Below are 24,549 nucleotides of genomic sequence, written 5' to 3'. Positions count from 1 at the left end.
GTAAGCGATACGTATCGTGGAGACCATATCCGTTCCGCAAGGCTCGTTAGAGAACCAGCGAGACGACAGGAGTAAGAAGTGATTCAGCAGGAGTCGCGACTCAAGGTTGCCGATAACACCGGTGCTAAGGAAATCCTTACCATTCGTGTTCTTGGTGGCTCGAAGCGTCGCTACGCAAGCATTGGCGACACCATTGTCGCTACCGTCAAGGATGCAATTCCTGGCGGCAACGTGAAGAAGGGCGACGTCGTAAAGGCAGTCGTCGTTCGCACTAAGAAGGAAATCCGTCGTGCAGACGGTTCCTACATCAAGTTCGACGAGAACGCAGCTGTGATCTTGAAGAACGAAGGTGAACCACGCGGTACCCGTATTTTCGGCCCAGTGGGTCGTGAGCTTCGTGACAAGAAGTTCATGAAGATCGTTTCCCTGGCTCCGGAGGTGCTGTAACCATGGGCGCAAAGATCAAGAAGGGTGACCTGGTTCAGGTCATCTCAGGCAAGGATCGTGGCTTGCAGGGCAAGGTCCTGAAGGTCATCACCGAGTCCAACCGCGTGCTGGTTGAAGGCGTAAACCGCGTCACCAAGCACACCAAGGCTGGTCAGAACGAGAACGGTTCCACCACCGGCGGCATCGAGGTTGTTGAGGCTCCAGTGCACGTTTCTAACGTTGCAGTGGTTGACCCAGAAACCAAGAAGCCAACCCGCGTCGGCTTCCGCGAGGAAACCGTAGAAAAGAACGGCGTGTCCAAGACTGTACGCGTTCGTTTCGCCAAGGCTTCCGGAAAGGATCTGTAATGACTGAAGCAGCCACCAAGATCCAGCCACGTCTGAAGGCAAAGTACAACGCAGAGATCCGCCCTGCATTGCAGGAGCAGTTCAACTACGCAAACCCAATGCAGGTACCATCCCTGACCAAGGTTGTAGTGAACATGGGTGTCGGCGAAGCTGCCAAGGACTCGAAGCTCATTGAGGGTGCCGTCAAGGACCTGACCGCTATTACCGGTCAGAAGCCAGTGATCACCCGTGCTCGCAAGTCCATCGCACAGTTCAAGCTGCGCGAAGGCATGCCAATCGGTACGCACACCACCCTGCGTAACGACCGCATGTGGGAATTCGTTGATCGCCTGATCACCCTGGCACTGCCTCGTATCCGCGACTTCCGCGGCCTGAGCGACCGCCAGTTCGATGGCAATGGTAACTACACCTTCGGTCTGACCGAACAGTCGATGTTCCATGAAATCGATCAGGACAAGATCGATCGCGTGCGCGGTATGGACATCACTGTGGTGACCACCGCCAAGACTGATGACGAAGGCCGTGCCTTGCTTAAGGCTCTGGGCTTCCCATTCAAGACCAACAACTAATCTCACTACGTTACAGGTCCGCTAAGGAAACCGTAACGAGGAAGGGCTGAAGCCCACATGTCTATGACAGATCCAGTCGCAGATATGCTGACTCGTCTGCGTAACGCTAACTCGGCATACCACGACACCGTGTCGATGCCATCGAGCAAGCTCAAGGTACGCATCGCTAACATCCTGAAGGAACAGGGCTACATTGCCTCCTTCGAGGAAGTTGCAGCTGAAGTCGGCAAGACTCTGACTATCACTTTGAAGTACGGCCCAACTCGCGAGCGTTCGATCGCTGGCGTACGTCGTATCTCCAAGCCAGGTCTTCGCGTTTACGCAAAGTCCACCAACCTGCCTCACGTGCTCGGTGGTCTTGGCATCGCGATCCTGTCCACCTCCTCCGGTCTGCTTACTGACCGTCAGGCTGCAAAGAAGGGCGTGGGTGGGGAAGTCCTCGCCTACGTCTGGTAACAGGAAGGAAGAAACAGACAATGTCACGTATTGGACGTCTTCCGATCACCGTTCCTGCCAACGTTGAACTGAACATCGACGGCCAGCAGGTCGCCGTAAAGGGCCCAAAGGGTGAGCTTTCGCTGACCGTTTCGGCTCCGATCACCGTTGCTAAGAACGAGAACGATGTTACCGTCTCCCGTCCGAACGATTCCCGCGAGGCTCGTTCGCTGCACGGTCTGACCCGCACCCTGATCAACAACATGATCATCGGTGTCACCGAGGGTTACGAGAAGAAGCTCGAAATCCACGGTACCGGTTACCGCGTACAGGCCAAGGGCGCTGACCTGGAGCTTGCTCTGGGTTACTCGCACCCAGTGAAGGTTGAAGCTGTAGAAGGCATCACCTACTCGGTCGAGGGCAACAACAAGATCACCGTTGCTGGTATTGATAAGCAGCACGTCGGTGAAGTTGCCGCCAACATCCGCAAGCTGCGTAAGACCGAGCCTTACAAGGGCAAGGGTATCCGTTACGCTGGCGAGATCATCCGCCGCAAGGTCGGAAAGGCTGGTAAGTAATTATGGCTATCGGAATCAAGGGCAAGAGCAAGTCCGCTCAGCGCGGTCGTCGTCACCAGCGTGTGCGCAAGCACATCGTTGGCACCACCGCTCGTCCACGCCTGGTTGTCAACCGCTCGGCTCGCCACATCTTCGTACAGATTGTGGACGACTCGCAGGGTATCACCCTGGCCAGCGCGTCGACCATGGAAGCAGATCTTCGCAATAGCGATGCCGACAAGACCGCAAAGTCCAAGCAGATTGGTCAGCTCGTTGCAGAGCGCGCCAAGGCAGCTGGCATCGAAGCAGTTGTCTTCGACCGCGGTGGCAACAAGTACCACGGTCGCGTGGCCGCTGTTGCTGACGGCGCACGTGAAGGTGGGCTGGCACTGTGAGCGAAGCTACTAACAAGAAGGAAACTCAGGTGTCTGAAGCTACTGAAGCAGTCGAGACTGCATCGGCTCCCGCTACCGAGAACGCTGGATCCCGTCGCGGCGAAGGCCGCGGTCGTGGTGAAGGTCGTGGACGTGGCGAAGGCCGCGGCCGTGGCCGTGACCAGAAGGATAACCGCAACGAAGACAAGGACAAGTTCCTTGAGCGCGTTGTAGCTATCAACCGCGTCTCCAAGGTCGTCAAGGGTGGTCGTCGCTTCAGCTTCACCGCACTTGTCGTTGTTGGTGACGGCAACGGTCTGGTAGGCGTTGGCTACGGTAAGGCCAAGGAAGTTCCTGCTGCTATCGCTAAGGGCGTTGAAGAGGCTAAGAAGTCCTTCTTCCGCGTTCCACGCGTTGGCACCACCATCCCACACCTGGTCAAGGGTGAGGCCGCCGCTGGCGTTGTCTTGCTCCGCCCAGCTGCTCCTGGTACCGGTGTTATCGCCGGTGGTCCAGTGCGCGCCGTGTTGGAATGTGCAGGCATCCACGACATCCTGTCGAAGTCGATGGGTTCGCAGAACCAGATCAACATCGTTCAGGGCACCATTGCTGCACTGAAGGCTCTGGAAGAGCCACAGGCTGTTGCAGCTCGCCGCGGTCTTCCGCTGGACGAGGTTGCACCAGCAGCAATGCTGCGTCACATCCAGAGCCAGAAGGCAGGTGCTTAATCAATGGCTAAGAACATTGTTCCAAGCGACGCCAAGCTGGAAATCACCCAGATCAAGTCCATCATCGGTGGTAACCAGTCCCAGCGCGACGTTGTTCGCTCGTTGGGCCTGAAGCGCATCGGACAGACCGTTGTCCGCTCCGCTGACCCTGTGACTGTTGGTATGGTCAACAAGGTTCCACACCTGTTGAAGGTTGAGGAGGCGAAGTAAAGATGGCTGAAGAAAAAGCACTGAAGATTCACCACCTGCGCCCAGCAGAAGGTGCAAAGACTGCCAAGACCCGCGTTGGTCGTGGTGAAGGTTCTAAGGGTAAGACCGCAGGTCGCGGTACCAAGGGTACCAAGGCTCGTTACCAGGTGAAGGCAGGCTTCGCAGGTGGACAGCTTCCGCTGCACATGCGTCTGCCAAAGCTGCGCGGCTTCAAGAACCCATTCCGCGTCGAGTTCCAGGTTGTAAACCTGGACAAGATCTCGGAATTGTTCCCAGAAGGTGGCGAAGTCACCGTAGAGGCACTGGTTGCCAAGGGCGCTGTTCGCAAGAACCAGCCTGTTAAGGTCCTGGGCACCGGCGAGATCACGGTTAAGGTTGACGTGAAGGTTGACGCCTTCTCGACTTCCGCATCCGAGAAGATCGCTGCTGCTGGCGGCTCGGCAAACACCCTCTAAATCAGGGTTAGCCTTTGAATGGCCCCGGTTCACGTTGAGTCATCAACGTGAACCGGGGCCATTCTGCTCTCGGCGAGAAAACTTTCCAAGAACTTATTCAAAGCTTGGTTGATTAGGTCATAAACATTCCTATCCGTAAATATTTGCGTCTAATTCGTGTGGCGTATTTGGCAGGATAGTACTGTTCACGGCTAGAATCGTTAGGTCATAGGAAGAATCTCTTCCTAGGCTCAAGCACATACTTCAGGAGGACGCTTGTTCAGCGCCATAGCCCGAGTTTTTCGGACGCCTGATCTGCGCAACAAGTTGCTGTTCACGCTTGGGATCATCGCGATCTATCGTGTCGGTGTATTCATTCCCGCTCCGGGCATTGATTACAGCAACGTTCAGCAGTGTCTGGCAATGGGTGAAACCACCGGTGGACTTTATTCTTTCGTGAACCTGTTCAGTGGCGGCGCCCTGTTGCAGGTCTCCATCTTTGCAATGGGAATCATGCCGTACATTACGGCGTCCATCATCACCCAGTTGCTGCGTGTGGTGATCCCGCACTTCGAGACCTTGCATAAGGAAGGCCAAGCCGGCCAGGCGAAGCTCACGCAGTACACGCGTTACCTCACCATCGCCCTTGCTCTCTTGCAGGGCACCACTCTGGTGACCTTGGCTCGTACCGGTAGCTTGTTCCCAAGTTGTTCTCTGCCGCTGGTTCCCGATGATTCACTAATCGTGATCCTGTTGATGGTCATCACCCTCACTGCGGGCACTGGCCTGATCATGTGGATGGGTGAGTTGATCACCGAACGCGGTATCGGCAACGGTATGTCCATCCTGATCTTCATTTCCATTGCTTCGGGCTTCCCATCCGCAATGGGTTCGATCATGCAGGCTCAGGGCATCATGACCTTTATTGGTGTGTTGCTGGTCGGTTTGCTGATTGTGGCCTTGGTGGTCTTTGTGGAGCAGTCCCAGCGTCGTGTTCCAGTGCAGTACGCTAAGCGCACCGTGGGCCGTCGCACCGTCGGTGGTACTTCCACCTACATTCCTTTGAAGCTGAACATGGCGAACGTGATCCCAGTGATCTTCGCCAGCTCCATCTTGGCCCTGCCTCAGATGCTGGTGCAGTTCAACCAGAACGATGATGGCACGTTGCCACAGTGGGCAATGTGGTTGCAGGAGCACTCCTCAACCTCCTCGCCGTGGTACATGCTGGTGTACACGCTGATGATCATCGGCTTCGCTTACTTCTATGTTGCGATTACCTTCAACCCTGTTGAGGTAGCAGACAACATGAAGAAGTACGGTGGATTCATTCCAGGCATTCGCGCTGGACGTCCAACCGCTGAGTACCTTCAGTATGTGATTTCTCGAATTACTTTCCCGGGCGCGCTGTACCTGGCGTTCGTTGCGTTGATCCCACTGATTGCCTTCGTGCTGTTCAACGCTGATCAGAGCTTCCCATTTGGTGGTACATCGATCCTCATTATGGTTGGTGTGGGATTGGAAACCGTCAAACAAATCAATGCTCAAATGCAGCAACGAAACTATGAAGGGCTACTGCGATGAGTCGACTGCTAATTATTGGACCTCCCGGTGCCGGCAAAGGTACCCAGGCCGTAAAGATCTCCGAGCGTCTGAACATTGTTGCCATCTCCACCGGTGACATCTTCCGTGCCAACGTCAAGGGTGGCACCCCGCTAGGAATCGAAGCAAGCAAGTACATTGACAACGGTGACTTTGTACCTGATTCGGTAACCAACAACATGGTCGAAGACCGTCTGAACCAGGACGACGTCGCTCACGGCTTCCTGCTCGACGGCTACCCACGCACCAGCGCACAGGTAGACGCACTGGACGCGATGTTGGCAAACAAGGGCATCGCCCTAGACGCTGTTCTGCAGCTGACCGCCGATGATGATGAACTGGTCGCCCGTCTGCTCAAGCGTGCAGAGATCGAAGGCCGTGCAGATGATACCGAAGAGGTCATCCGTCACCGCCTGAGCCTCTACAACGAGGAGACTCGCGTTGTTGTGGATCGCTACGAGGAGCGCGGTATCGTGCGCAAGGTCGACGGCCTGGGCGCGATTGACGAGGTAACCGAGCGTGTACTGGCAGCGTTGAACGTCAACGCCTAAGGTACAAAGAAGAACATCACGCAGGGATCGTGCGGCAACAATGAACGTTGCAGCTCGGTCCCTGCGTACTTTTCATGGATCGCTCTTTTGACGGATCCACTCTCAAGCTAGGGGAAACACATTGGCTTTTGGACAGCCGAAAATTGAGTACAAATCCAACTCCGAAATCCTGAAGATGCGTCAGGCTGGCCTTGTGCTGGCAGAAGCATTGGACGAAGCAGTGGCCATGGCCCGCCCTGGAGTGACCACCGAAGCAATTAACAAGGTCTTCGGCAAGGTTCTCGAACGCAACAATGCCACCAGCAACTTCTTGGGCTACCACGGCTTCCCAGCGAACATCTGCGCATCGGTGAACCACGAAGTAGTTCACGGCTTCCCATCAGACTATGAACTCAAAGATGGTGACGTGCTCAAGATTGACGGTGGAGCCATCGTTGACGGGTGGCACTCCGACTCAGCACGCACCGTGCTGGTGGGGAAGAACATCGACCCAGCCGACCAACGCCTCAGTGACATCACCGAGCAGGCCATGTGGGCAGGTATCGCTGCCGCTGCCAATGCACGCTTCATCGGACAGATCGGTCAGGCTATCGATGAGTACGTCACCAGCCAGCCAGGTGACGAGCTAGGAATCCTAGAAGACTACTGCGGTCACGGCATCGGTTCGGCCATGCACATGGCGCCGGATGTCTTGAACTACAACTCTGGTCACCGCGGTCCGCGCATCAAGCCGGGCATGGCCCTAGCTATTGAGCCAATGCTGGTCCGTGGCGGTATTGAAACCTCGGTGCTGGAAGATGATTGGACTGTGGTCACCAACGATAAGTCCAATGCTTCGCAGTGGGAACACACCGTAGCTTTCCACCTCGGTGGCATCTGGGTGCTCTCGGCTCACGACGGGGGAGAGGCCGGTCTGGCTCCCTTCGGTGTGACCCCATCACCGATCAAGGCATAACTTAAACTTGAAAATCAATAGATCCAGCACGCACTGAACGAGTTGCGTGCTGGATCTAACATTATTTTGCTCAGTGAACGATTGGCACTCATCGGGTGAATAGCGTATCGTTGACTGTTGGTTCCCGAATTAAGTGTGCCCAAAATTCTATGTTTTGAAATCACTGTTCGAGAACTAGAACCAATTACTTGTTGGTGAAAATTACCAACAAAAAAAGTTAGCGGGGAAAATGGGCAAGAAGGAAGGCGTCATCCAGGTAGAGGGCACCGTCTCGGAGGCACTGCCGAACGCGATGTTCCGCGTGGAGCTGCCAAATGGACACGTAGTGCTCGCCACTATCTCGGGTAAGATGCGTCAGCACTACATTCGAATCCTCCCAGAGGACCGAGTGCAGGTTGAAATGAGCCCATACGATCTCAACCGAGGTCGTATCGTTTACCGCTACAAGTAAATCTGCAGACCTAAGACTTTCTGTGCGAACGATTTGATCGAAAGATCAAGCTGTTCGCTCGATGATTGTCCTTGGACAAGCTTTTTACTGCTCCACATTTAACTGCAACCGCAAGAGGAGTAAACCCTTGAAGGTTAACCCTAGCGTGAAGCCGATCTGCGACAAGTGCAAGGTAATCCGCCGCAATGGTCGCGTCATGGTGATCTGCGAGAACCCACGCCACAAGCAGCGTCAGGGCTAATTCCGTTTTTACGGGATTCCCACGCGTAGTCGAAATAGGCAGTATCAGCTAGGACGTAAGTCCTGGTGTACCCCCGGATTCGGAGGCCGGGGCCGTGAGAAATCACGGATGGTACTGCTCCAGACCTCCGTTCGTTGAAAGGTAGCCACTTGGCTCGTTTAGCAGGCGTGGATATTCCACGCGAGAAGCGCGTAATCATCGCGCTGACTTACATCTACGGCGTGGGCAAGACCCGTGCAGAAGAGACCATCGCAGCGACCGGTATCAACCCGGACACTCGCGTTAAGGATCTCACCGATGATCAGCTCGTGCAGCTGCGCGACTTCGTCGAAGGCACTTACAAGGTAGAAGGTGACCTGCGCCGTGAGGTTCAGGCTGACATCCGCCGTAAGGTCGAGATCGGATCCTACGAAGGTATTCGTCACCGTAAGGGCCTGCCGGTCCGCGGTCAGCGCACCAAGACCAACGCACGTACCCGTAAGGGACCAAAGCGTACCGTCGCCGGTAAGAAGAAGACTCGCTAAATTTTAGCGATCTAACTCAAATACTTTTTTCGTAGGAGAAGAAATGCCCCCAAAGACTCGTGGAGCGGTACGTAAGCCGCGTCGCAAGGACAAAAAGAATATTGCGCAGGGACAGGCGCATATCAAGAGCACCTTCAACAACACCATTGTTTCGATCACCGATCCAACTGGTGCTGTTATCTCGTGGGCTTCGGCTGGCGAGGTAGGCATGAAGGGTTCGCGTAAGTCGACCCCATACGCTGCCCAGATGGCTGCTGAAGCTGCTGCAAAGCGCGCTCAGGAGCACGGCATGCGCAAGGTTGACGTTTTCGTCAAGGGCCCAGGCTCGGGACGCGAAACCGCGATCCGTTCGCTGCAGGCTGCTGGCCTTGAGGTTGGATCCATCCAGGATGTTTCCCCAAGCGCTCACAACGGTTGCCGCCCATCAAAGCGTCGCCGCGTCTAATTGATTCGCTAGGCTAGGCCTAAGAAGTCACCGAAGCATTCGCAAGAGTGCTCCGGTGACTATCTTGGACTCATTCGCCTGCAAAAGACGAACGGCCACCTTTGGCTACCGTCGTTTCCACCCCCGTGAAGCGTCATATAGCGGACGCTCGCTGAAAGGAAATGTAAGTGCTCATTACGCAGCGCCCAACCCTGACCGAAGAAGTAGTTGCCGAAAACCGCTCCCGGTTCGTCATTGAACCACTGGAGCCAGGCTTTGGTTACACCCTAGGTAACTCGCTTCGCCGTACCCTGCTCTCCTCGATCCCTGGTGCATCTGTTACCAGTGTTCGAATTGACGGAGTACTGCACGAGTTCACCACCGTAGCCGGTGTCAAGGAAGACGTTACCGAACTGGTCTTGAACATCAAGAACCTGTCGGTCTCTTCTGAGCACGACGAGCCAGTCGTTGCCTACCTGCGCAAGCAGGGCCCAGGCATCGTTACTGCAGCGGACATCACCCCGCCAGCCGGTGTGGAGTTCCACAACCCTGATCTGCACATCGCCACCTTGAACGCCAATGGCAAGTTCGATATGGAACTGACCATTGAGCGTGGCCGTGGCTACGTGTCGGCAGCTCAGAACAAGAACGCTGATGGCGAGATCGGTCGCATCCCTGTGGATTCGATCTACTCCCCAGTTCTGAAGGTGACCTTCCGCGTGGAGGCTACCCGTGTTGAGCAGCGCACCGACTTCGATCGTTTGATCGTTGACGTGGAGACCAAGGAATCGATCGCCCCGCGTGATGCAGTTGCATCCGCAGGTACCACCCTGGTTGAACTGTTCGGCTTGTTCCGCGAACTGAACACTGCAGCTGAAGGTATCGAAATCGGCCCGTCGCCAACGGACGCAGCTATGGCTGCCGACATGGCACTGCCGATCGAGGATCTGGAACTGACCGTTCGTTCGTACAACTGCTTGAAGCGTGAGGGCATCCACTCTGTGGGTGAACTCGTTACCCGCTCCGAGGCCGACTTGATGGACATCCGTAACTTCGGTGCGAAGTCCATTGACGAAGTCAAGGCCAAGCTGGTTGAACTGGGTCTGGCCCTGAAGGATTCCCCTCCAGGCTTTGATCTGGCCGCTCGTAGCGCCCTCGAAGATGGCGACGAATACGACGAAGGTCTGTAAAGACCCGCGTCTAGCGACACACTACTTCATCCGCCGGCACGAGAAGATCGTTCCGGACGGGTTATTCATCTAGGAGAACCACCATGCCTACCCCTACCAAGGGTCCGCGTCTCGGCGGCAGTGCAGCACATGAGCGACTGATTTTCGCTAACATGTCAGCACAGCTCTTCGAGAACAAGAAGATCACCACCACCCTGACCCGCGCCAAGCGTCTGCGTCCACACGCAGAGCGCCTGATCACCTTCGCAAAGCGCGGAGACCTGGCTTCGCGTCGTCGCGTTCAGGCTGTCATCGCTTCGCGTTCGCGCACCAACAAGTCGATCGTTCACGAACTGTTCGAGAACATCGCACCAGCAATGGCAAACCGCGAGGGTGGCTACACCCGCATCACCAAGATTGGTAACCGCAAGGGCGACAACGCTCCTATGGCAGTTATCGAGCTCGTGATGGAGCCAGTTTCGCCAAAGCAGGCTGTCGTCAAGGAAGCCACCAAGGCTACCGAGAAGGCTGCTGAAGCACCTGAGGCAGAGGCTACCGAAGAGGCATAAGTCCCCTTCGAGCTGAAGCTCTCACCCTAAGCGGTGATAAAAAGATTCCCGTTGAATCCGAAAGGATACAACGGGAATCTTTTTGCTTTAAGGAGCTACACCCGGGGGAGTTACGAGCTAAACCAGGGACTAGCTGAAGCTCGCCATATCCGGGCAGGACTCATCCAAATAGGCAGTAGCTTCAGAAGCCTCATCGGTTTCTAGAGCCGCGATCTTCTCAGAGATTTCAGTGACGTTCTCACTCGTACCCTGGGCCATCAGTTCAGCGGCTTCATGGTTCTGCGTAGCAGCCGCATTAAGCGCATCAACGAGCTTTTGATCTTTGCTCCTCGAGGCAGCATCCGTAAGGATCGCCTCGAACTCATTCATGATTCTCGCGTATTCTTTGGTGTCACCGGCGAAAACTTGCTCACTGACATCGTCGGCCTTCTGCTCAAGATTCTTCTCGGCCACCTGACCATTGATGAAGTTGCAGGTTTCTTGGGTAGTTAGCTTCCCCGATGAGCAACTTGCCAGCGATACGGTGAGAAGCGCCAGCACGGCGGTACTGGCCGCAACCTTTTTGAGCATGAATTTCCTTGCGTAGAGATCTTCGGTTGATCATAGGATTTTGATTCCCTTGTCAACGTTGTTTTAAGCCTACACAAGCGAGGTAAACAGCGACTGCGTTTTGGCATTCCACGTTCAACGAGCCGAATAGAGATGGCCCTTACAGAATCAGAAATTCTGTAAGGGCCACAGCCATCAAGTTTGAGCGCTGGCTTAGCTCAGGGCGTCCATATTAGGGCAGGCAGTATCTAGGTAGTCTGTCAGCTCCGTGGTTTCAGCAGTATCAATTTCTTGAACCTTGGTGGTCTTTTCTTCGAGGCTCAAACTGTCATCAGCCATCACGTCAACCATCGTATTGGTCTGTTCGACGGCAGCATTAAGCGCATCAGCGAGCTTGCTATCTTCGGTTTTACCGGCAGCGTCCTTCAATAACGAACTGAACTCGTCAAATACAGTTTCTAAGCCTTGTGTATCTCCGGTGACGACGTTGGTGCTGGCCGTTTGTATCTTTTCCTTCAGGCCCTTTTCCTTGGCCTGTTCATTGATGTAATTACAGGTCTCTTCGGTGGACATCTTGGAAGATCCGCAACCGGTCACAACGGTGGCTGCCAAGATGAGTACTGCCGTGCTTGAAGCGAGCTTCTTGAACATCGGTTTCTCCTTGCGTAGTGATGATGATTGGAGATATCGGTGTACTTGCGATATCAGCCAGTCTTTACTCTACACAACGTAGTTATTGCGGTGCGCACAAATACTCAGTTTCAAGATGCCGAAGTAGCTGTCGTTCAGGAACGATGGGAGTGCTCGGAGCATAAACGAAACGGAGTCGACTCAAGATTCTGTTCGAGTGGACTTCTTTGCCAACTTATTGATCAGCGGTGAAAAGAGTAGGTATCCCAGAGTTGCGGTAACGGACGCGACAAGTGCCGCCCGGTAATCGGTCATGACCAGTCGATAGCAGCCGAGCATGACAACAAAAGATAGAAGGGTCTGTAACATCTGGGTAGCGGCTTGGCTCGCACTATTGAACACCCTGAGTACGAGTCGGTCGGTTATCTTCCCTAGAACAAGGATGATCAGGACAAAAACAACTGTCAGAAATGGCGACCAGAGCAGTATGCCGTTTTTCGGTTCACCGACTTGCGAGAACCATAGAGGCGCGAAAAAACCTAACAAGACTGGTGCGCCCGCTAAAAGAGTGACGAGCGCTAGGTATAGTCCGAATCCGAATTTTTCTGATGGTTTCATTTTGTTTATGCATGCCTATCGCTGATGTTTACTCCTGGCGCTATGAAGCCGAGAACCTGTGGGGCAATCACCGTGGCAGCATCTCGCCCATAGGAAACACTCGCTAACCAATAATGGCAGTGCTCCGCGGGTTTTAGGTTCGGCATTCGAAACTTGCAATACCGCTATGTCATTGGGACCGCATCAAGGCTATTAACTACCGATGGCTCCGGTGCATATTGCTTTTTTCGCATCTGCTCTACACTCTGTGACAAGTCGAACGTTGCGGTGCCAGTATGGATGATCAAGGGCAGGTGGGACTCTTGGCTTGAATTCTGGGGTCCTGTATAAATTCCAGAATTCTGATCCAAAGAGCGACGGTGACCCCGAGGGCGAAGAACAGTGTCTCCTCATATGCCAATGGGAAACCGTGTGGCTGTGACTAGTTGCCCAATTCGTCTAGCTCTGGACAAGCCGTACTCACATAGGCCATTTTCTCGGTATCTTCTGCCGTGTTCGATTGAGTCTTTGAGATCTTGTCGGCCAGGCTCAGATCTTTGTCGGATAAGAGGTCAACCATTTGATTGTTCTGATTAATTGAGACCTGCAGAGCTTCTGCTAGTTTCTGATCCTTCGTTGTATCTGCAGCTTCTTGCAAGAACGCAGTAACCTCATTTATCGCAGCTGTGAAACTCTCGTCATCTCCGGCAAGAATATCCTGTACGGCGCTCTCCGTTTTATTGGCGAGGTCCAGCTCTTTGGCCTTCTCGGTCAGCAATGTACAGGTCTCTTCGGTCGAGAGCTTGCCCGATGAGCAACCTGTCAGCATTGAGAGTCCAAGTGCAAAAACTGCGGCGCTCACGACAATTTTCTTGTGCATGTGTTCCTCATGTAGCGATGATTTCAGGCCAACTTATGTGGACTGCGTTGGTAACTAATCTTTAGTCTACATGCGGTAATTAACAAGGAGGTATGTATTAGCGTTGTTGAGTTGGACATATGTCGGTAGGTTCGATGAGGTAGGCGGCATGGAGTAGCAAATTCTGGGAGCGCCGTGCAGATTTGCCTGCGCTAAGGAGAATTGGCTTAGGCAGTACGCAAGCACGCATAATTGAAGGCATGAGCACGCAGCCTGACATCATCGATCCGCTGGGAACTTCCGCACTAGGAAGTACTGAAACTCCCGCTTGGATCAGGATGCAAATGGTGCTCAGTTACGATGGCGCCGCCTACAGCGGTTGGGCTCGGCAACCGAATGTCATCGGTGTTCAGCAACTGGTTGAAGACGCATTGGAAATGTTGGTTCGCCGTCGAATCCGTGTTGTTGTTGCGGGACGCACCGATGCGGGAGTTCACGCGCGCCGACAGGTGGTGCACTTTGATCTTACTGAAGCTGAGTATGATGGTCTGCCACGTAAAGCGCCCTTAGATCCAGGCCCAGCATTGGTCCGTCGTATCAACGGCATTCTTGGCCGAGAGGACGGAGCCGTATGGGTTCACGAAGCTCACCGCGCACCCGAAGGGTTTGATGCACGTTTCTCGGCACTGGCCCGCCGATACTCATACCGAATTGCTGATGGACAGCATCGTTGGGATCCACTGACCCGCCACTTGACCACGTGGCACCGAGAAGAGCTCGATGTTGAAGCCATGAACCGGGAAGCGCAGACTGTGCTGGGACGCCACGACTTCCTGACCTACTGCAAGCCTCGCCCGCATGCGACAACTATTCGTACACTGCAGGAATTCACCTTCACCCGTGGTGAAGACGGTTTGATCCTTGCGCATCTGAAAGCCGATGCTTTCTGCCACAATATGGTCCGCGCGCTCATCGGCGCAGCGATGATGGTGGGCGATGGTCGGGAGCAGCCCGGATTCATGGCAGCGCGACTGGAAGAAATGGTTCGCGACTCCAAGACCAAGCTTTCACACCCTCGCGCCCTGGTGCTTGAGGAAGTTTATTATCCTGAAGCTGAACAGCTAGCAGCCCGGGCCTTGCAGACGCGCGCGCTGCGTAGCGATGATGAAGTCAAAGACGCCTCTGCGGAAGGCTGAAGGCCCAATAATCCCCGGGATCTTAAGGGTGTTATTGCTCACGACCGTGATGCTTTTTTGGCCGGAAACACTTTAATCCGCTAAACTTTTATGAGTTGTGTATGTCCACGTTCGACACTACACGCCCAAGCGTGACGGCTTAGTTGCATAGTCGCTGGTCTGCTGGGTGTGCGAACACTATATGGACGGCCGGTTATCATCAGTCCTCACCTGACGTACTGGTCTAAACACAAGAACAACACGACAGTGCCTGACACTGAGGGATCTCACCGCCTTCAGCCAAGCAACTGTTTGACCAGAAACGAATCAACGTAAGGCAATTACTGTGCGTACGTACACCCCAAAGCCGGCTGACCAGACTCGTCAGTGGTATGTCATTGACGCCACCGATGTAGTACTCGGCCGTCTCGCCGTCCAGGCCGCAACCCTGCTGCGCGGCAAGCACAAGCCAACCTTCGCTGCACACATGGACATGGGCGACCATGTCATCATCATCAATGCAGAAAAGGTTGCACTGACCGGTAAGAAGCTTGAGAACAAGCGCGCTTACCGCCACTCCGGTTTCCCAGGTGGCTTGAAGAGCGTCAACTATGCAGACCTGCTGGAGAAGAACCCAGTTTTGGCTGTAGAGAAGGCAATCAAGGGCATGCTGCCTAAGAACAAGCTGTCTGCTGCTCAGCTCTCGAAGCTGAAGGTATACCGCGGCGCCGAGCACCCACACGCTGCTCAGTCGCCAAAGGCACTGGAAATCACCCAGGTCGCTCAGTAGTCCTGGCCCCGAGAAGAAATACTTAATAGGAGATTATCGTGGCTCAGAACGCTGAAGAAACCACTGAATTCGAAGGCGAGACCCCTTCGACCTACACCACCGAGACCTCTGCTTCCGCTGCAGTTGCTGAAACCGAACGTGCTCCATTGACCGTTCCAGGTGCAGCAGTTGGCCGTCGCAAGCAGGCTATCGCCCGCGTTCGCCTGGTACCAGGCTCCGGCAAGTGGACCGTTAACGGTCGCGAGCTGGACAACTTCTTCCCAAACAAGCTGCACCAGCAGGATGTTAACGAGCCTTTCAAGGTTCTGGGTCTAGAAGGCGCATACGACGTTATCGCACGCATCAACGGCGGCGGCATCTCCGGTCAGGCTGGCGCACTGCGCCTGGGCATCGCCCGTGCACTGAACGAGATCGACCGCGACGCTAACCGCGCCACCCTGAAGAAGGCCGGTTACCTGACCCGTGACGCACGCGTCATCGAGCGTAAGAAGGCTGGTCTGAAGAAGGCACGTAAGGCTTCGCAGTTCTCGAAGCGCTAAACCTTACTTCAAGGTCTTATCCAAAGGCTCCAACTCCCCGCAAGGGACGTTGGGGCCTTTGGCCTTTAATCTAGAACTTGCCTAAGCCACTATTAATCTTTTCTCATTCCGTACCCTTTACATTGCCTCAACGAGGATAAATCGAAGCAGAGGGCATATGATTGGATGCGATGGCAAGATTATTTGGGACCGATGGGGTCCGAGGAAAAGCAAACGAACTGTTAACTCCCGAGTTAGCGTTGGAACTGGCGCAGGCAGCTTCTGTGGTGCTGGGTCTAAGCCAACCAGAAGATGGGCGTAAGCCTGTCGCAGTGGTGGCCAAGGACCCACGGATCAGTGGCGACTTCCTGTCCGCAGCAATCGAAGCTGGCCTAGCCGCTTCGGGCGTGGACGTCATGGATGCAGGAACGCTGCCAACTCCCGCAGCAGCCTTCCTGGTTGGGGACCTGAACGCCGACTTTGGCGTGATGATCTCCGCGTCGCACAACGCAGCTCCAGATAACGGTATTAAGTTCTTGGCCCGCGGTGGCAAGAAGCTTGATGACTCTCTGGAAGACGCCATTGAAGCGTGTCTGAAGATGCCCAAGCCTCGCCCAACCGGTGGCGAAGTAGGACGCGTGGCACGATTCGCTGACGCCGAAGACCGTTACATCATGCATCTGCTTCAGGCACTGCCTAACCGCCTCGACGGTCTTAAGGTCGTCTTGGACTGCGCTCACGGTGCAGCTTCGGGTTGCTCCCCAGAGGTATTTAAGGCAGCAGGCGCTGAAGCTATAGTCATTGGTGCAGATCCAGATGGCATCAACATCAATGATGGTTATGGATCTACCCACCTTGAGAAGTTGCAGGCTGCCGTGCTGGAGCACAACGCAGACCTAGGCATCGCTCACGACGGTGACGCAGACCGTTGCCTTGCCGTAGACCACGAAGGCACCATCGTCGATGGTGACCAGATCATGGCCATCATGGCACTGGACATGAAGGACCGCGGTGAGCTGAAGGATGACACCCTCGTAGCTACCGTGATGAGCAACCTTGGCTTGAAGCTTGCCATGGAAGCCGCTGGCATCACCTTGAAGCAGACCGGTGTTGGTGACCGTTACGTTCTTGAAGGAATGCACGAAGGAAACTACTCGCTTGGCGGCGAGCAGTCAGGCCACGTGATCTTCTCCAAGCACGCAACCACCGGTGACGGCGTACTTACGGGTCTAATGATCGCAGCCCGTGTGAAAGCTACCGGAAAGTCGTTGAAGGAACTTGCTTCGGTGCTCACGGTCCTGCCACAAGTACTGATCAACGTACGTGGTGTGGACAAGGCTGCCGCACCAGAGTGCGAACCACTGCTAAACGACATCGTTGCTGCGGAAGCACGTCTTGGCTCCACGGGCCGAGTCCTCTTGCGTCCATCGGGCACCGAGCCTGTAGTCCGTGTGATGGTTGAAGCTGCCACGCATGATCAGGCTCAGGCTGAAGCCGAGGCACTGGCCGCCTCGGTCAAGGAACACCTTTCCCTGTAACCCAGCAGTCGTTCAGCAACTAATACGTAAATATCGAGAAAACTCACACCCCCATACGGTGTTCTGCACAAGAACCGCCTATGGGGGTGTGGCATGCTAACTAGTAGAAACTGACATCGGTTCGTGTTCTCGGAGAGAAGGACTTTTGTGACTCTACGCATCAGCGTGATCGGCACCGGCTACCTCGGTGCAACCCATGCCGCCTGCATGGCAGAACTGGGCTATGAAGTCATTGGCGTGGACGTGGACAAGGCAAAGCTAGAGGCCCTGGCGGCTGGCATCCTGCCATTCCACGAACCAGGCCTACCGGAATTATTGCGTAAGCACGTTTCATCCGGACGACTACGCTTCACTGACGACTACGCAGACGTAGCCGCCAATGCAGATATTCACTTTATTACCGTAGGAACGCCTCAGCGCTCGGACTCACAGTCAGCTGACATGTCCTACGTTGACGGTGCCGTTGATTCACTACTGGAACACATCACCGGCGATGCGTTGATTGTTGGTAAGTCGACCGTACCAGTGGGCACAGCACGCCGACTGAGCCAGAAGGTTGCCCAAGATGCTAAGCCAGGAAGCTCAATCGCCCTGGCCTGGAATCCTGAATTCCTACGTGAAGGTTTCGCAGTGAATGACACCCTGCGTCCCGACCGTTTGGTTTATGGCCTAGACAACGAGCGTGGATTGGAACTGTTGCGTGAAGTGTACGCTCCAGTACTTGCCCAAGATGTGCCTGAAATTGTTACGGATCTTGAAACCGCAGAACTGGTCAAGGTCGCAGCGAATGCTTTCCTTGCCACCAAGATCTCTTTCATCAATGCCTTCGCAGAGGTGACGGAAACGGTAGGCGGTGACATCAAGACTCTGGCTGACGCTATCGGTCACGATAAGCGCATTGGACGCCGTTTCCTGAACGCTGGCGTCGGTTTCGGTGGCGGATGCCTACCGAAGGACATCAGAGCCCTCCAGGCGCGTGTGAGCGAGCTTGGCTTGTCTCAGACCATGGGATTCTTGGCAGAAGTTGATCAGATCAATCTTCGCCGCCGGGACCGTGTGGTGTCTTTGGCCTCCAGCATGTTGGGCAATGAGCTGGCCGGAAAGCACATCTGCGTACTCGGTGTAACTTTCAAGCCGGATAGCGATGATGTGCGAGACTCGCCGGCACTAGACATTGCAGTGCGCCTCTATAACGCGGGTGCCGAAGTCTCTGTTTATGACCCAGAGGGCAACGCGAATGCTGCCTTGCGCTTCCCACGTCTGAACTACGTTGATTCCTATAAGGAAGCAGCGCGTAACGCAGACCTGACGCTAGTGCTCACCGAGTGGCAAGAATTCCGTGACCTAGATCCAAACGAGTTGGGCGAAGTAGTAGCATCCAAGATGCTAATCGACGGCCGTAACGTGTTGGACCGTCCGGCCTGGCGTGAACAGGGCTGGGTCATGACAGGCCCAGGCGAGTACTTTGAACTGGGTAACAACAATCTTCATACTGCGCCGGTACCGGTTCAGTAAGAACACCCTCTAACGCACCAAGGCGGTTGTCGAAAAACAACCGCCTTGGTGCGTTTTACTTCAAGAGTCTAGAAGCCGAAGTGCTTCATCACCTTTGGCAGGTTATCGATCAGACGCGAAGCGCTGACCGTACCTTCTTCTGCAGTGACGCGTCCAAGGCGACCATGAATGATTGCGGCACAGGCCGTTAGCTCCATGATGCGACGATTAGGAACGGTACGTAGGCCCTGAGTGCCAGTGAGCGATCCGTCCGAGAGCAGGTAGCCAAGGATGCCCGTGAGTACGTCCCCACTGCCAGCAGTTGCCAGCTGAGGCGATGAATGGGTAACCACGAGGCTACTGCCATTCGGAGCAACGATGTAGTTGGTGGGACCCTTCAAAAGAACCACAGCGTTATAAGCCAAAGCTGCCCAGCGGGTCCAACGAATCGGATCCTGAGCAATCTCATCAGGAGTCACCTTGACGCCAGCACGGTTCAAGAGCATACGTAGCTCTTTGGAATGTGGGGTGAGGACTCGTGGCTGCTCGCTCGGGCCAGTAGGCACAACTTCTAGACCTGACGCATCAATGACGGCCGGCTGACGGCTAGCGAAGACTTCAGCGATAACACCCGTTGGGGGAGTACGTCCGTCAAGACCAGGGCCGATGGCCCATGCCGAAATCTTGGCGCCCTTGCCGTGAAGGTGGCGACGCGAGGAGGACAGAGCTTCTTTGATCTGCTGATCATCCAGCGGTACCGACTCGGGAACCGAAACAGCAAGCAACGGCTGTATGGATTCCGGCACGTGGGTGCGTAGCAAACCAATACCGCAGTTCACAGCAGCCTTCGCAGTGAGCTGTGCTGCGCCAGGGTAGAGGTCAGAACCTGCGATGAGCCCCAAAACGCCACGCTGATACTTGTGGCGTCCGGCATCTCGCCATGAACGGTGTTGGTTCAAAAGCTCTACTGCCGCAGCTTCATCGACCATCTGAGTCTCAGGTGAAACTGATGAAAAATCAAATTCAAGATCGGCAACGGAGATATCTCCGGTGACCAGTGGAGCATCAATGGTCAGGAGTCCCGACTTCATCGCCCCGAAGGTTACGGTGCGATCAGCGCGCAGGACGTTGTCTTCAGCGACACCGGTTTCAGGATCGAGACCTGAAGGTACATCGCAGGCCAGAACGTAGCTCTGTGCAGGGACAGAAGGCAATGGGGAACCAGCGCGGTACCCCAAGCCGTAGAGCGCATCGATGATCAATGATGCGCCAAGCAGTTCATTTTGACCGTCAGCAAAATCGGTCAGGGTTCCGCCTGCCTTTTGGTAAGCGGCAGAAGCGTCAGCATGAACCTGGTCCGCGTATTGCAAGGCAAGAGTAGAGATTCCCTGCTGTTGTAGCTGAGCAAGGGCATATAAGCCATCGCCACCGTTATTGCCAGGTCCGATGAGGCCGATAACAAAGGCAGGTTCCGTGCCGGGTCTGTCAGCCAACATGGTGACTGCAACTGAAGCCAATTCTGCGGCGGCTTGCTTCATCAAGCTCGCTTCGCCACGCTTGGAAATCTCCTGGGCCTCAACCGCACGAATCTGCGCAACACTGTAGACAGGGATCATAAATCAAACAATACTCAACGCTGTCCTTTGATGCCCTATTTAATGCCAAACGTGTCGCTTATTCTTTAGAATAGGAAGAACTAGCGTTCGGCTACGACCATTGCGATGGCCATGTCTCCATCATGAGACATGGTCAGATGCCAAGAGGTAATGCCACGAAGTTCACTGGCCTTCGCTACGGAACCAGTGTTGTGAATTTGTGGGTCTCCGGCCTCATCTTTACGGATGGTGCAGTCTTGCCAGTTCATTCCAACTGGACCGCCGAGAGCTTTGGCGATTGCTTCTTTTGCCGCAAAGCGAGCAGCCAATGAGCGTAGTGGAAGGTCGCGCTCTTCCTCTGTGAAGAGTCGTTCGCGCAGGCGCGGGGTCTTTTCAAGCTGGCGGCCAAATCGTGGCACGTCAACAATGTCCACTCCAATTCCTGCAATCATGCCTTCCAGTTTATCGAGCCTTGTGCATGCAAAAAAATCTAGGTGGGCTCTACTGGGGGATTCTCGGTGGGCAGCACGCAATGGGTAGATATTTCTGCACAAAAAAGCTCGGAGGGCACCACTCATCAAAATGAGTGGCGCCCTCCGTACAAACGGTGAAGTGTGGATTACTCCACGGTCACCGACTTGGCCAGGTTACGTGGCTGGTCAACGTCGTAGCCCTTAGCCGAAGCCAATTCGCAAGCGAAGATCTGCAACGGCACGGTAGCCAGCAGTGGCATCAACAGGGTTGGGGTTTCAGGGACGAAGAAGACCCACTCAGCGAAGTCCTTCACTGCGTTGTCGCCGTCTTCAGCAATCACCAGAGTCTTAGCACCACGAGCGCGGACTTCCTGGATGTTCGAGACAACCTTGGAGTGCAGCGAGTCGCGTCCACGCTGGGAAGGAACCACAACGAAGACCGGCTGGCCATCATCAATCAGAGCGATTGGACCGTGCTTCAGCTCGCCAGCAGCGAAGCCTTCAGCGTGGATGTAGGCGATTTCCTTGAGCTTCAAGGCGCCTTCCATAGCTACTGGGTAGCCAACGTGACGGCCCAAGAACAAGACCGAGTTAGCATCGGCCATCGAGCGAGCCAGCTCCTTGATCTCGCCCGCGCGATCCAGAATGTCCTGAATCTTGGAAGGGATCTTGCCAAGGTCAGCAAGGATGTCCTTGATCTGTCCCTGGAAGAGGTTGCCGCGCAACTGAGCTAGGTACAGGCCCAGCAGGTAGGTAGCGGTGATCTGAGCCAAGAACGCCTTGGTGGAAGCCACTGCGATTTCTGGACCGGCGTGGGTGTAAAGGACGGCATCTGATTCACGCGGAATGGTGGACCCATTGGTGTTGCAGATGGACATCGTCTTTGCGCCCTGCTCCTTGGCGTAACGAACAGCCATCAGGGTGTCCATGGTCTCGCCGGACTGGGAGATAGAAACGATCAGAGTCTTTTCGTCCACGATTGGTTCGCGGTAACGGAACTCGTGGGACAGCTCAACCTCAACCGGAATGCGGCACCAGGATTCAATGGCGTACTTGGCAACTGAGCCAGCATAAGCGCTGGTACCGCAAGCAAGAACGACAATCTTGGAAATTTCTGCCAACTCTTCTGGAGCGATACGCAGCTCATCCAGGGTCAGACGGCCATCAGCGTCTGAACGTCCCAAGAGGGTATCTGCGACAGCTGCCGGCTGGTCAAAGATTTCTTTTTCCATGAAGGACGGGAAGCCGCCCTTTTCGGCACTTGCTGCATCCCAGTCAACGGTGAATTCTTTACCTTCAGCAGGATTACCGTTGAAGTCAGTAATGGAGTGAGTATCAGGGGTAATAGTGACAATCTGGTCTTGGCCCAGTTCCACGGCGCGACGGGTAAAGTCGATGAAGCCGGAAACATCTGAGCCGAGGAAGTTTTCGCCCTCGCCCAAACCAAGCACCAATGGGGAGTTGCGGCGTGCAGCCACAACAACACCTGGGTGGTCCTGGTGAACAGCCAACAGGGTGAAAGCACCTTCAAGACGCTGAACAGCCAACTGCATAGCTGTGGTCAAGTCACCGTTCGCTTCGGTGCTGTAGAGCTTGCCCAGCAGGGCAGCAGCTACTTCGGTATCAGTTTCTGAAAGGAAAGAAACGCCATCGGCAACCAATTCAGCCTTGATGCCAGCGAAGTTCTCAATAATTCCGTTGTGGATCATGGCAAGCTTGCCACCATCGGCTAGGTGTGGGTGGGCGTTGCCATCACTCGGCCCACCGTGGGTTGCCCAACGGGTGTGTCCAATGCCGGTCATTGACTCTGGCAATGGAGCGTCAGCAATTTCATTTTCGAGATTGACCAGCTTGCCGGCCTTCTTTCGAGAATGAATAGCGCCATCAGCAACAACAGCGACGCCAGCCGAGTCGTAGCCACGGTATTCCAACCGGCGCAAACCTTCAATCAGAACGTCGAGGGCGCCGTGGTCGGCGACTCGGCTCGAGGTTCCTGCATATCCAACAATTCCGCACATGTGCAAAATCCTACCGGCTCAAACCCCATCGATGGGAATAATCGTGCTTCACCCCTCAATTATTGCTATGTAGTAGCTCACTTCTGTGGCCCTCTATGAGGGGGTGGGAATGCTTCCGCGATCAGGTTAATTGGGATGTGGAGCATATTCTTGGCAGAATTTGACCTCGTGGAACCACACGGAACACTTGAAACACCGATCTCGCCTTTTGTTGATCTTGAGCGCGATACTTGGGCGCGGCTCTCTGATCAAATGGAACAGCCGCTGAACATCTCTGACATTGAACGGCTACGTGGCCTAGGGGACGGACTGGACTTACAAGAGGTCCGGGACGTCTACCTGCCACTGAGCCGCCTGTTGTATCTCTACGTCGAAGGCGCCGGAGCGACACATCAGGCAACCACCACCTTCCTGGGGGAACAAACCACTCGAACGCCATTTGTTATTGGTGTGGCGGGTTCCGTTGCTGTTGGCAAATCAACAACAGCACGTGTGTTGCAGGAAATGCTACGCCGCTGGCCACAAACTCCGGACGTTCAGCTGATCACCACCGACGGCTTCTTGTACCCCAACGCTGAGCTTGAGCGGCGTGGAATCATGCACCGTAAGGGTTTCCCGGAATCTTATGATCGACGCGCACTGTTGCGCTTCGTTTCCGCAGTGAAATCTGGTGCCCCGGAAGTTAGCACCCCGGTGTACTCTCACCTGACTTATGACATCGTCCCGGGGGAGAGGACAGTGGTTCGTCGCCCGCAGGTGTTGATTGTGGAAGGGCTCAACGTCTTACAGCCAGCACGTACGCGTTCCGATGGAACGGTCGGCTTGGCCTTGAGTGATTTCTTTGATTTCTCGGTATATGTTGATGCTCGTACTAGCGATATCGAAGAGTGGTACATCAGCCGATTTATGCGTTTGCGCTCCGGTGCTTTCGCGGATCCAGCGAGCTATTTCCACCGATATTCACAATTGACGGACGAAGAAGCACGCGAAACGGCCCATGGAATCTGGAAGAGAATCAACGAGCCAAATCTGAAAGAAAACGTGCTGCCCACACGTGGGCGTGCTCAATTGGTATTGAGAAAATCCGCAGATCACTCGGTGCGACGCATGCTTCTGAGGAAGATCTAATCTGAAATTTAAGGTTCGATAACTGATCAGGAAGGAAACGTAACCTGAGAATTTGCCGAACTTATCGATTTCATTTGGAGATTTGTACTTGATCCTGTGATCTGCCTGTGTATGCTCTAAACATGCTTAAAGGTTTCCGCGATTTTATTATGAAGGGCAACGTTGTCGACCTGGCCGTTGCCGTTGTGATCGGTGCTGCCTTCGGCGCCGTAGTTACCGCCCTTGTTGACAACATCTTGATGCCACTGATCGCCGCATTGGTGGGTTCCCCAAACTTCGACAGCTTCCTGCTGCTGAACATCAACGGCGTAGACATCAAGTTCGGCGTGTTCTTGACCGCCCTTGTTAACTTCCTGCTGATCGCTGCAGCTGTTTACTTCGCACTGGTACTGCCAATGCAGAAGCTGAACGAAAGCCTTGCAGCTCGCCGTGGCCTCACCGAAGAAGAGGCAGAGGAAGAGCCAGATCCACAGCTGGCCCTGCTGGAACAGATCCGCGACGAACTGAAGAACCTGCGCTAGAAGCACAGTCTAACCGTCTCCTAAGGGGCGGGCCGAGACATCAAAAGATGTTCCGGCCCGCTCCTTCTAGCGTTAACGTG

General features: G+C 54.7%; 30 protein-coding genes and 1 pseudogene. 25 read left to right on the top strand and 6 right to left on the bottom strand.

Features of this window, described 5'->3' with window-relative positions; translation table 11 throughout:
- The first annotated feature begins 78 nt into the window (after positions 1-78).
- The 18 genes and pseudogenes from rplN to rplQ form a co-directional block, all read left to right on the top strand.
- Positions 79-447, top strand: coding sequence for a 50S ribosomal protein L14 (gene rplN, locus QMQ05_RS11565; protein WP_058254887.1), 369 nt, complete (start codon positions 79-81; stop codon positions 445-447).
- 2 nt (positions 448-449) lie between these two features.
- On the top strand, positions 450-794 hold the full coding sequence (rplX, locus tag QMQ05_RS11560; RefSeq protein ID WP_058254886.1) for a 50S ribosomal protein L24: 345 nt from the start codon (positions 450-452) through the stop codon (positions 792-794).
- Entirely contained in the window at positions 794-1,363 is a 570-nt protein-coding gene (gene rplE, locus QMQ05_RS11555) for a 50S ribosomal protein L5 (protein ID WP_058254885.1), read from the top strand. Before rplX ends, rplE begins: the two co-directional genes overlap by 1 nt.
- Before the next feature lie 57 nt (positions 1,364-1,420).
- Positions 1,421-1,819 (top strand): 30S ribosomal protein S8, encoded by a 399-nt coding sequence (gene rpsH, locus QMQ05_RS11550; protein WP_334122509.1) that lies wholly within the window; start codon positions 1,421-1,423, stop codon positions 1,817-1,819.
- A gap of 20 nt (positions 1,820-1,839) precedes the next feature.
- Positions 1,840-2,376 carry a 50S ribosomal protein L6 gene (gene rplF, locus QMQ05_RS11545; protein ID WP_334122508.1) on the top strand — a complete coding sequence of 179 codons (537 nt, stop codon included), beginning with the start codon at positions 1,840-1,842 and terminating at the stop codon, positions 2,374-2,376.
- Between the two features lie 2 nt (positions 2,377-2,378).
- Positions 2,379-2,750: a 50S ribosomal protein L18 gene (rplR, locus tag QMQ05_RS11540; RefSeq protein WP_334122507.1), complete on the top strand. Its 372-nt coding sequence runs from the start codon at positions 2,379-2,381 to the stop codon at positions 2,748-2,750.
- Positions 2,751-2,779: 29 nt separating this feature from the next.
- Entirely contained in the window at positions 2,780-3,457 is a 678-nt protein-coding gene (gene rpsE / locus QMQ05_RS11535) for a 30S ribosomal protein S5 (RefSeq protein ID WP_174520608.1), read from the top strand.
- Between the two features lie 3 nt (positions 3,458-3,460).
- Positions 3,461-3,667, top strand: a complete 207-nt coding sequence (rpmD, locus tag QMQ05_RS11530) for a 50S ribosomal protein L30 (RefSeq protein ID WP_022874120.1) — start codon at positions 3,461-3,463, stop codon at positions 3,665-3,667.
- 2 nt (positions 3,668-3,669) lie between these two features.
- The gene (rplO, locus tag QMQ05_RS11525) at positions 3,670-4,122 is read left to right on the top strand and encodes a 50S ribosomal protein L15 (RefSeq protein WP_058254881.1); all 453 of its coding nucleotides are present in this window, start codon (positions 3,670-3,672) and stop codon (positions 4,120-4,122) included.
- A gap of 255 nt (positions 4,123-4,377) precedes the next feature.
- Positions 4,378-5,682 (top strand): preprotein translocase subunit SecY, encoded by a 1,305-nt coding sequence (gene secY / locus QMQ05_RS11520; protein WP_058254880.1) that lies wholly within the window; start codon positions 4,378-4,380, stop codon positions 5,680-5,682.
- A complete protein-coding gene (locus tag QMQ05_RS11515; RefSeq protein WP_058254879.1) occupies positions 5,679-6,251 on the top strand; it encodes an adenylate kinase in 573 nt (190 codons plus the stop codon). Before secY ends, QMQ05_RS11515 begins: the two co-directional genes overlap by 4 nt.
- Before the next feature lie 121 nt (positions 6,252-6,372).
- Entirely contained in the window at positions 6,373-7,206 is an 834-nt protein-coding gene (gene map / locus QMQ05_RS11510; protein ID WP_345470177.1) for a type I methionyl aminopeptidase, read from the top strand.
- Between the two features lie 229 nt (positions 7,207-7,435).
- Positions 7,436-7,657, top strand: a complete 222-nt coding sequence (gene infA / locus QMQ05_RS11505) for a translation initiation factor IF-1 (protein ID WP_013349662.1) — start codon at positions 7,436-7,438, stop codon at positions 7,655-7,657.
- Positions 7,658-7,784: 127 nt separating this feature from the next.
- The gene (gene rpmJ / locus QMQ05_RS11500; RefSeq protein ID WP_071894985.1) at positions 7,785-7,898 is read left to right on the top strand and encodes a 50S ribosomal protein L36; all 114 of its coding nucleotides are present in this window, start codon (positions 7,785-7,787) and stop codon (positions 7,896-7,898) included.
- A gap of 149 nt (positions 7,899-8,047) precedes the next feature.
- Entirely contained in the window at positions 8,048-8,422 is a 375-nt protein-coding gene (gene rpsM / locus QMQ05_RS11495) for a 30S ribosomal protein S13 (protein WP_022874115.1), read from the top strand.
- Positions 8,423-8,465: 43 nt separating this feature from the next.
- On the top strand, positions 8,466-8,867 hold the full coding sequence (gene rpsK / locus QMQ05_RS11490; RefSeq protein ID WP_022874114.1) for a 30S ribosomal protein S11: 402 nt from the start codon (positions 8,466-8,468) through the stop codon (positions 8,865-8,867).
- A gap of 167 nt (positions 8,868-9,034) precedes the next feature.
- Entirely contained in the window at positions 9,035-10,036 is a 1,002-nt protein-coding gene (locus QMQ05_RS11485) for a DNA-directed RNA polymerase subunit alpha (protein ID WP_345470173.1), read from the top strand.
- 83 nt (positions 10,037-10,119) lie between these two features.
- Positions 10,120-10,581: pseudogene (rplQ, locus tag QMQ05_RS11480) on the top strand (50S ribosomal protein L17); the annotation flags it as partial.
- 132 nt (positions 10,582-10,713) lie between these two features.
- Here rplQ and QMQ05_RS11475 read toward each other — a convergent pair.
- The 3 genes from QMQ05_RS11475 to QMQ05_RS11465 all read right to left on the bottom strand — a co-directional run bounded on the left by QMQ05_RS11475 (position 10,714) and on the right by QMQ05_RS11465 (position 13,222).
- A complete protein-coding gene (locus QMQ05_RS11475) occupies positions 10,714-11,154 on the bottom strand; it encodes a hypothetical protein (protein ID WP_345470171.1) in 441 nt (146 codons plus the stop codon).
- Between the two features lie 192 nt (positions 11,155-11,346).
- Positions 11,347-11,784 carry a hypothetical protein gene (locus tag QMQ05_RS11470; protein ID WP_345470170.1) on the bottom strand — a complete coding sequence of 146 codons (438 nt, stop codon included), beginning with the start codon at positions 11,782-11,784 and terminating at the stop codon, positions 11,347-11,349.
- Positions 11,785-12,802: 1,018 nt separating this feature from the next.
- Positions 12,803-13,222 carry a hypothetical protein gene (locus tag QMQ05_RS11465; RefSeq protein ID WP_345470168.1) on the bottom strand — a complete coding sequence of 140 codons (420 nt, stop codon included), beginning with the start codon at positions 13,220-13,222 and terminating at the stop codon, positions 12,803-12,805.
- A 257-nt stretch (positions 13,223-13,479) separates the two neighbouring features.
- Between QMQ05_RS11465 and truA the strand changes: the two genes are divergently transcribed.
- The 5 genes from truA (at position 13,480) to QMQ05_RS11440 (ending at position 18,755) form a co-directional block, all read left to right on the top strand.
- Positions 13,480-14,415: a tRNA pseudouridine(38-40) synthase TruA gene (gene truA / locus QMQ05_RS11460; RefSeq protein ID WP_345470166.1), complete on the top strand. Its 936-nt coding sequence runs from the start codon at positions 13,480-13,482 to the stop codon at positions 14,413-14,415.
- 325 nt (positions 14,416-14,740) lie between these two features.
- Positions 14,741-15,184, top strand: a complete 444-nt coding sequence (gene rplM / locus QMQ05_RS11455) for a 50S ribosomal protein L13 (protein ID WP_058254871.1) — start codon at positions 14,741-14,743, stop codon at positions 15,182-15,184.
- Between the two features lie 38 nt (positions 15,185-15,222).
- A complete protein-coding gene (gene rpsI / locus QMQ05_RS11450; protein WP_022874107.1) occupies positions 15,223-15,723 on the top strand; it encodes a 30S ribosomal protein S9 in 501 nt (166 codons plus the stop codon).
- Between the two features lie 170 nt (positions 15,724-15,893).
- Positions 15,894-17,240, top strand: coding sequence for a phosphoglucosamine mutase (gene glmM, locus QMQ05_RS11445; RefSeq protein WP_345470162.1), 1,347 nt, complete (start codon positions 15,894-15,896; stop codon positions 17,238-17,240).
- A 147-nt stretch (positions 17,241-17,387) separates the two neighbouring features.
- Positions 17,388-18,755: a UDP-glucose dehydrogenase family protein gene (locus QMQ05_RS11440; RefSeq protein WP_345470160.1), complete on the top strand. Its 1,368-nt coding sequence runs from the start codon at positions 17,388-17,390 to the stop codon at positions 18,753-18,755.
- A gap of 68 nt (positions 18,756-18,823) precedes the next feature.
- Here QMQ05_RS11440 and QMQ05_RS11435 read toward each other — a convergent pair whose 3' ends face one another.
- The 3 genes from QMQ05_RS11435 to glmS all read right to left on the bottom strand — a co-directional run bounded on the left by QMQ05_RS11435 (position 18,824) and on the right by glmS (position 22,820).
- Positions 18,824-20,350: an NAD(P)H-hydrate dehydratase gene (locus QMQ05_RS11435; protein ID WP_345470158.1), complete on the bottom strand. Its 1,527-nt coding sequence runs from the start codon at positions 20,348-20,350 to the stop codon at positions 18,824-18,826.
- An 80-nt stretch (positions 20,351-20,430) separates the two neighbouring features.
- Positions 20,431-20,781 carry a holo-ACP synthase gene (locus QMQ05_RS11430; protein ID WP_334123776.1) on the bottom strand — a complete coding sequence of 117 codons (351 nt, stop codon included), beginning with the start codon at positions 20,779-20,781 and terminating at the stop codon, positions 20,431-20,433.
- Positions 20,782-20,948: 167 nt separating this feature from the next.
- Entirely contained in the window at positions 20,949-22,820 is a 1,872-nt protein-coding gene (gene glmS / locus QMQ05_RS11425; protein ID WP_345470155.1) for a glutamine--fructose-6-phosphate transaminase (isomerizing), read from the bottom strand.
- A gap of 135 nt (positions 22,821-22,955) precedes the next feature.
- Here glmS and coaA point away from each other — a divergent pair, with 135 nt between their 5' ends.
- On the top strand, positions 22,956-23,948 hold the full coding sequence (gene coaA, locus QMQ05_RS11420) for a type I pantothenate kinase (protein WP_345470153.1): 993 nt from the start codon (positions 22,956-22,958) through the stop codon (positions 23,946-23,948).
- Between the two features lie 149 nt (positions 23,949-24,097).
- Complete coding sequence (mscL, locus tag QMQ05_RS11415) at positions 24,098-24,469, top strand: large conductance mechanosensitive channel protein MscL (RefSeq protein WP_345470151.1); 372 nt, start codon at positions 24,098-24,100, stop codon at positions 24,467-24,469.
- Positions 24,470-24,549: the final 80 nt, after the last annotated feature.

It is taken from the genome of Glutamicibacter sp. B1 (genome assembly GCF_039602135.1).
Taxonomy (GTDB): domain Bacteria; phylum Actinomycetota; class Actinomycetes; order Actinomycetales; family Micrococcaceae; genus Glutamicibacter; species Glutamicibacter ectropisis.
This window is presented reverse-complemented; position numbering and strand designations above follow the sequence as displayed.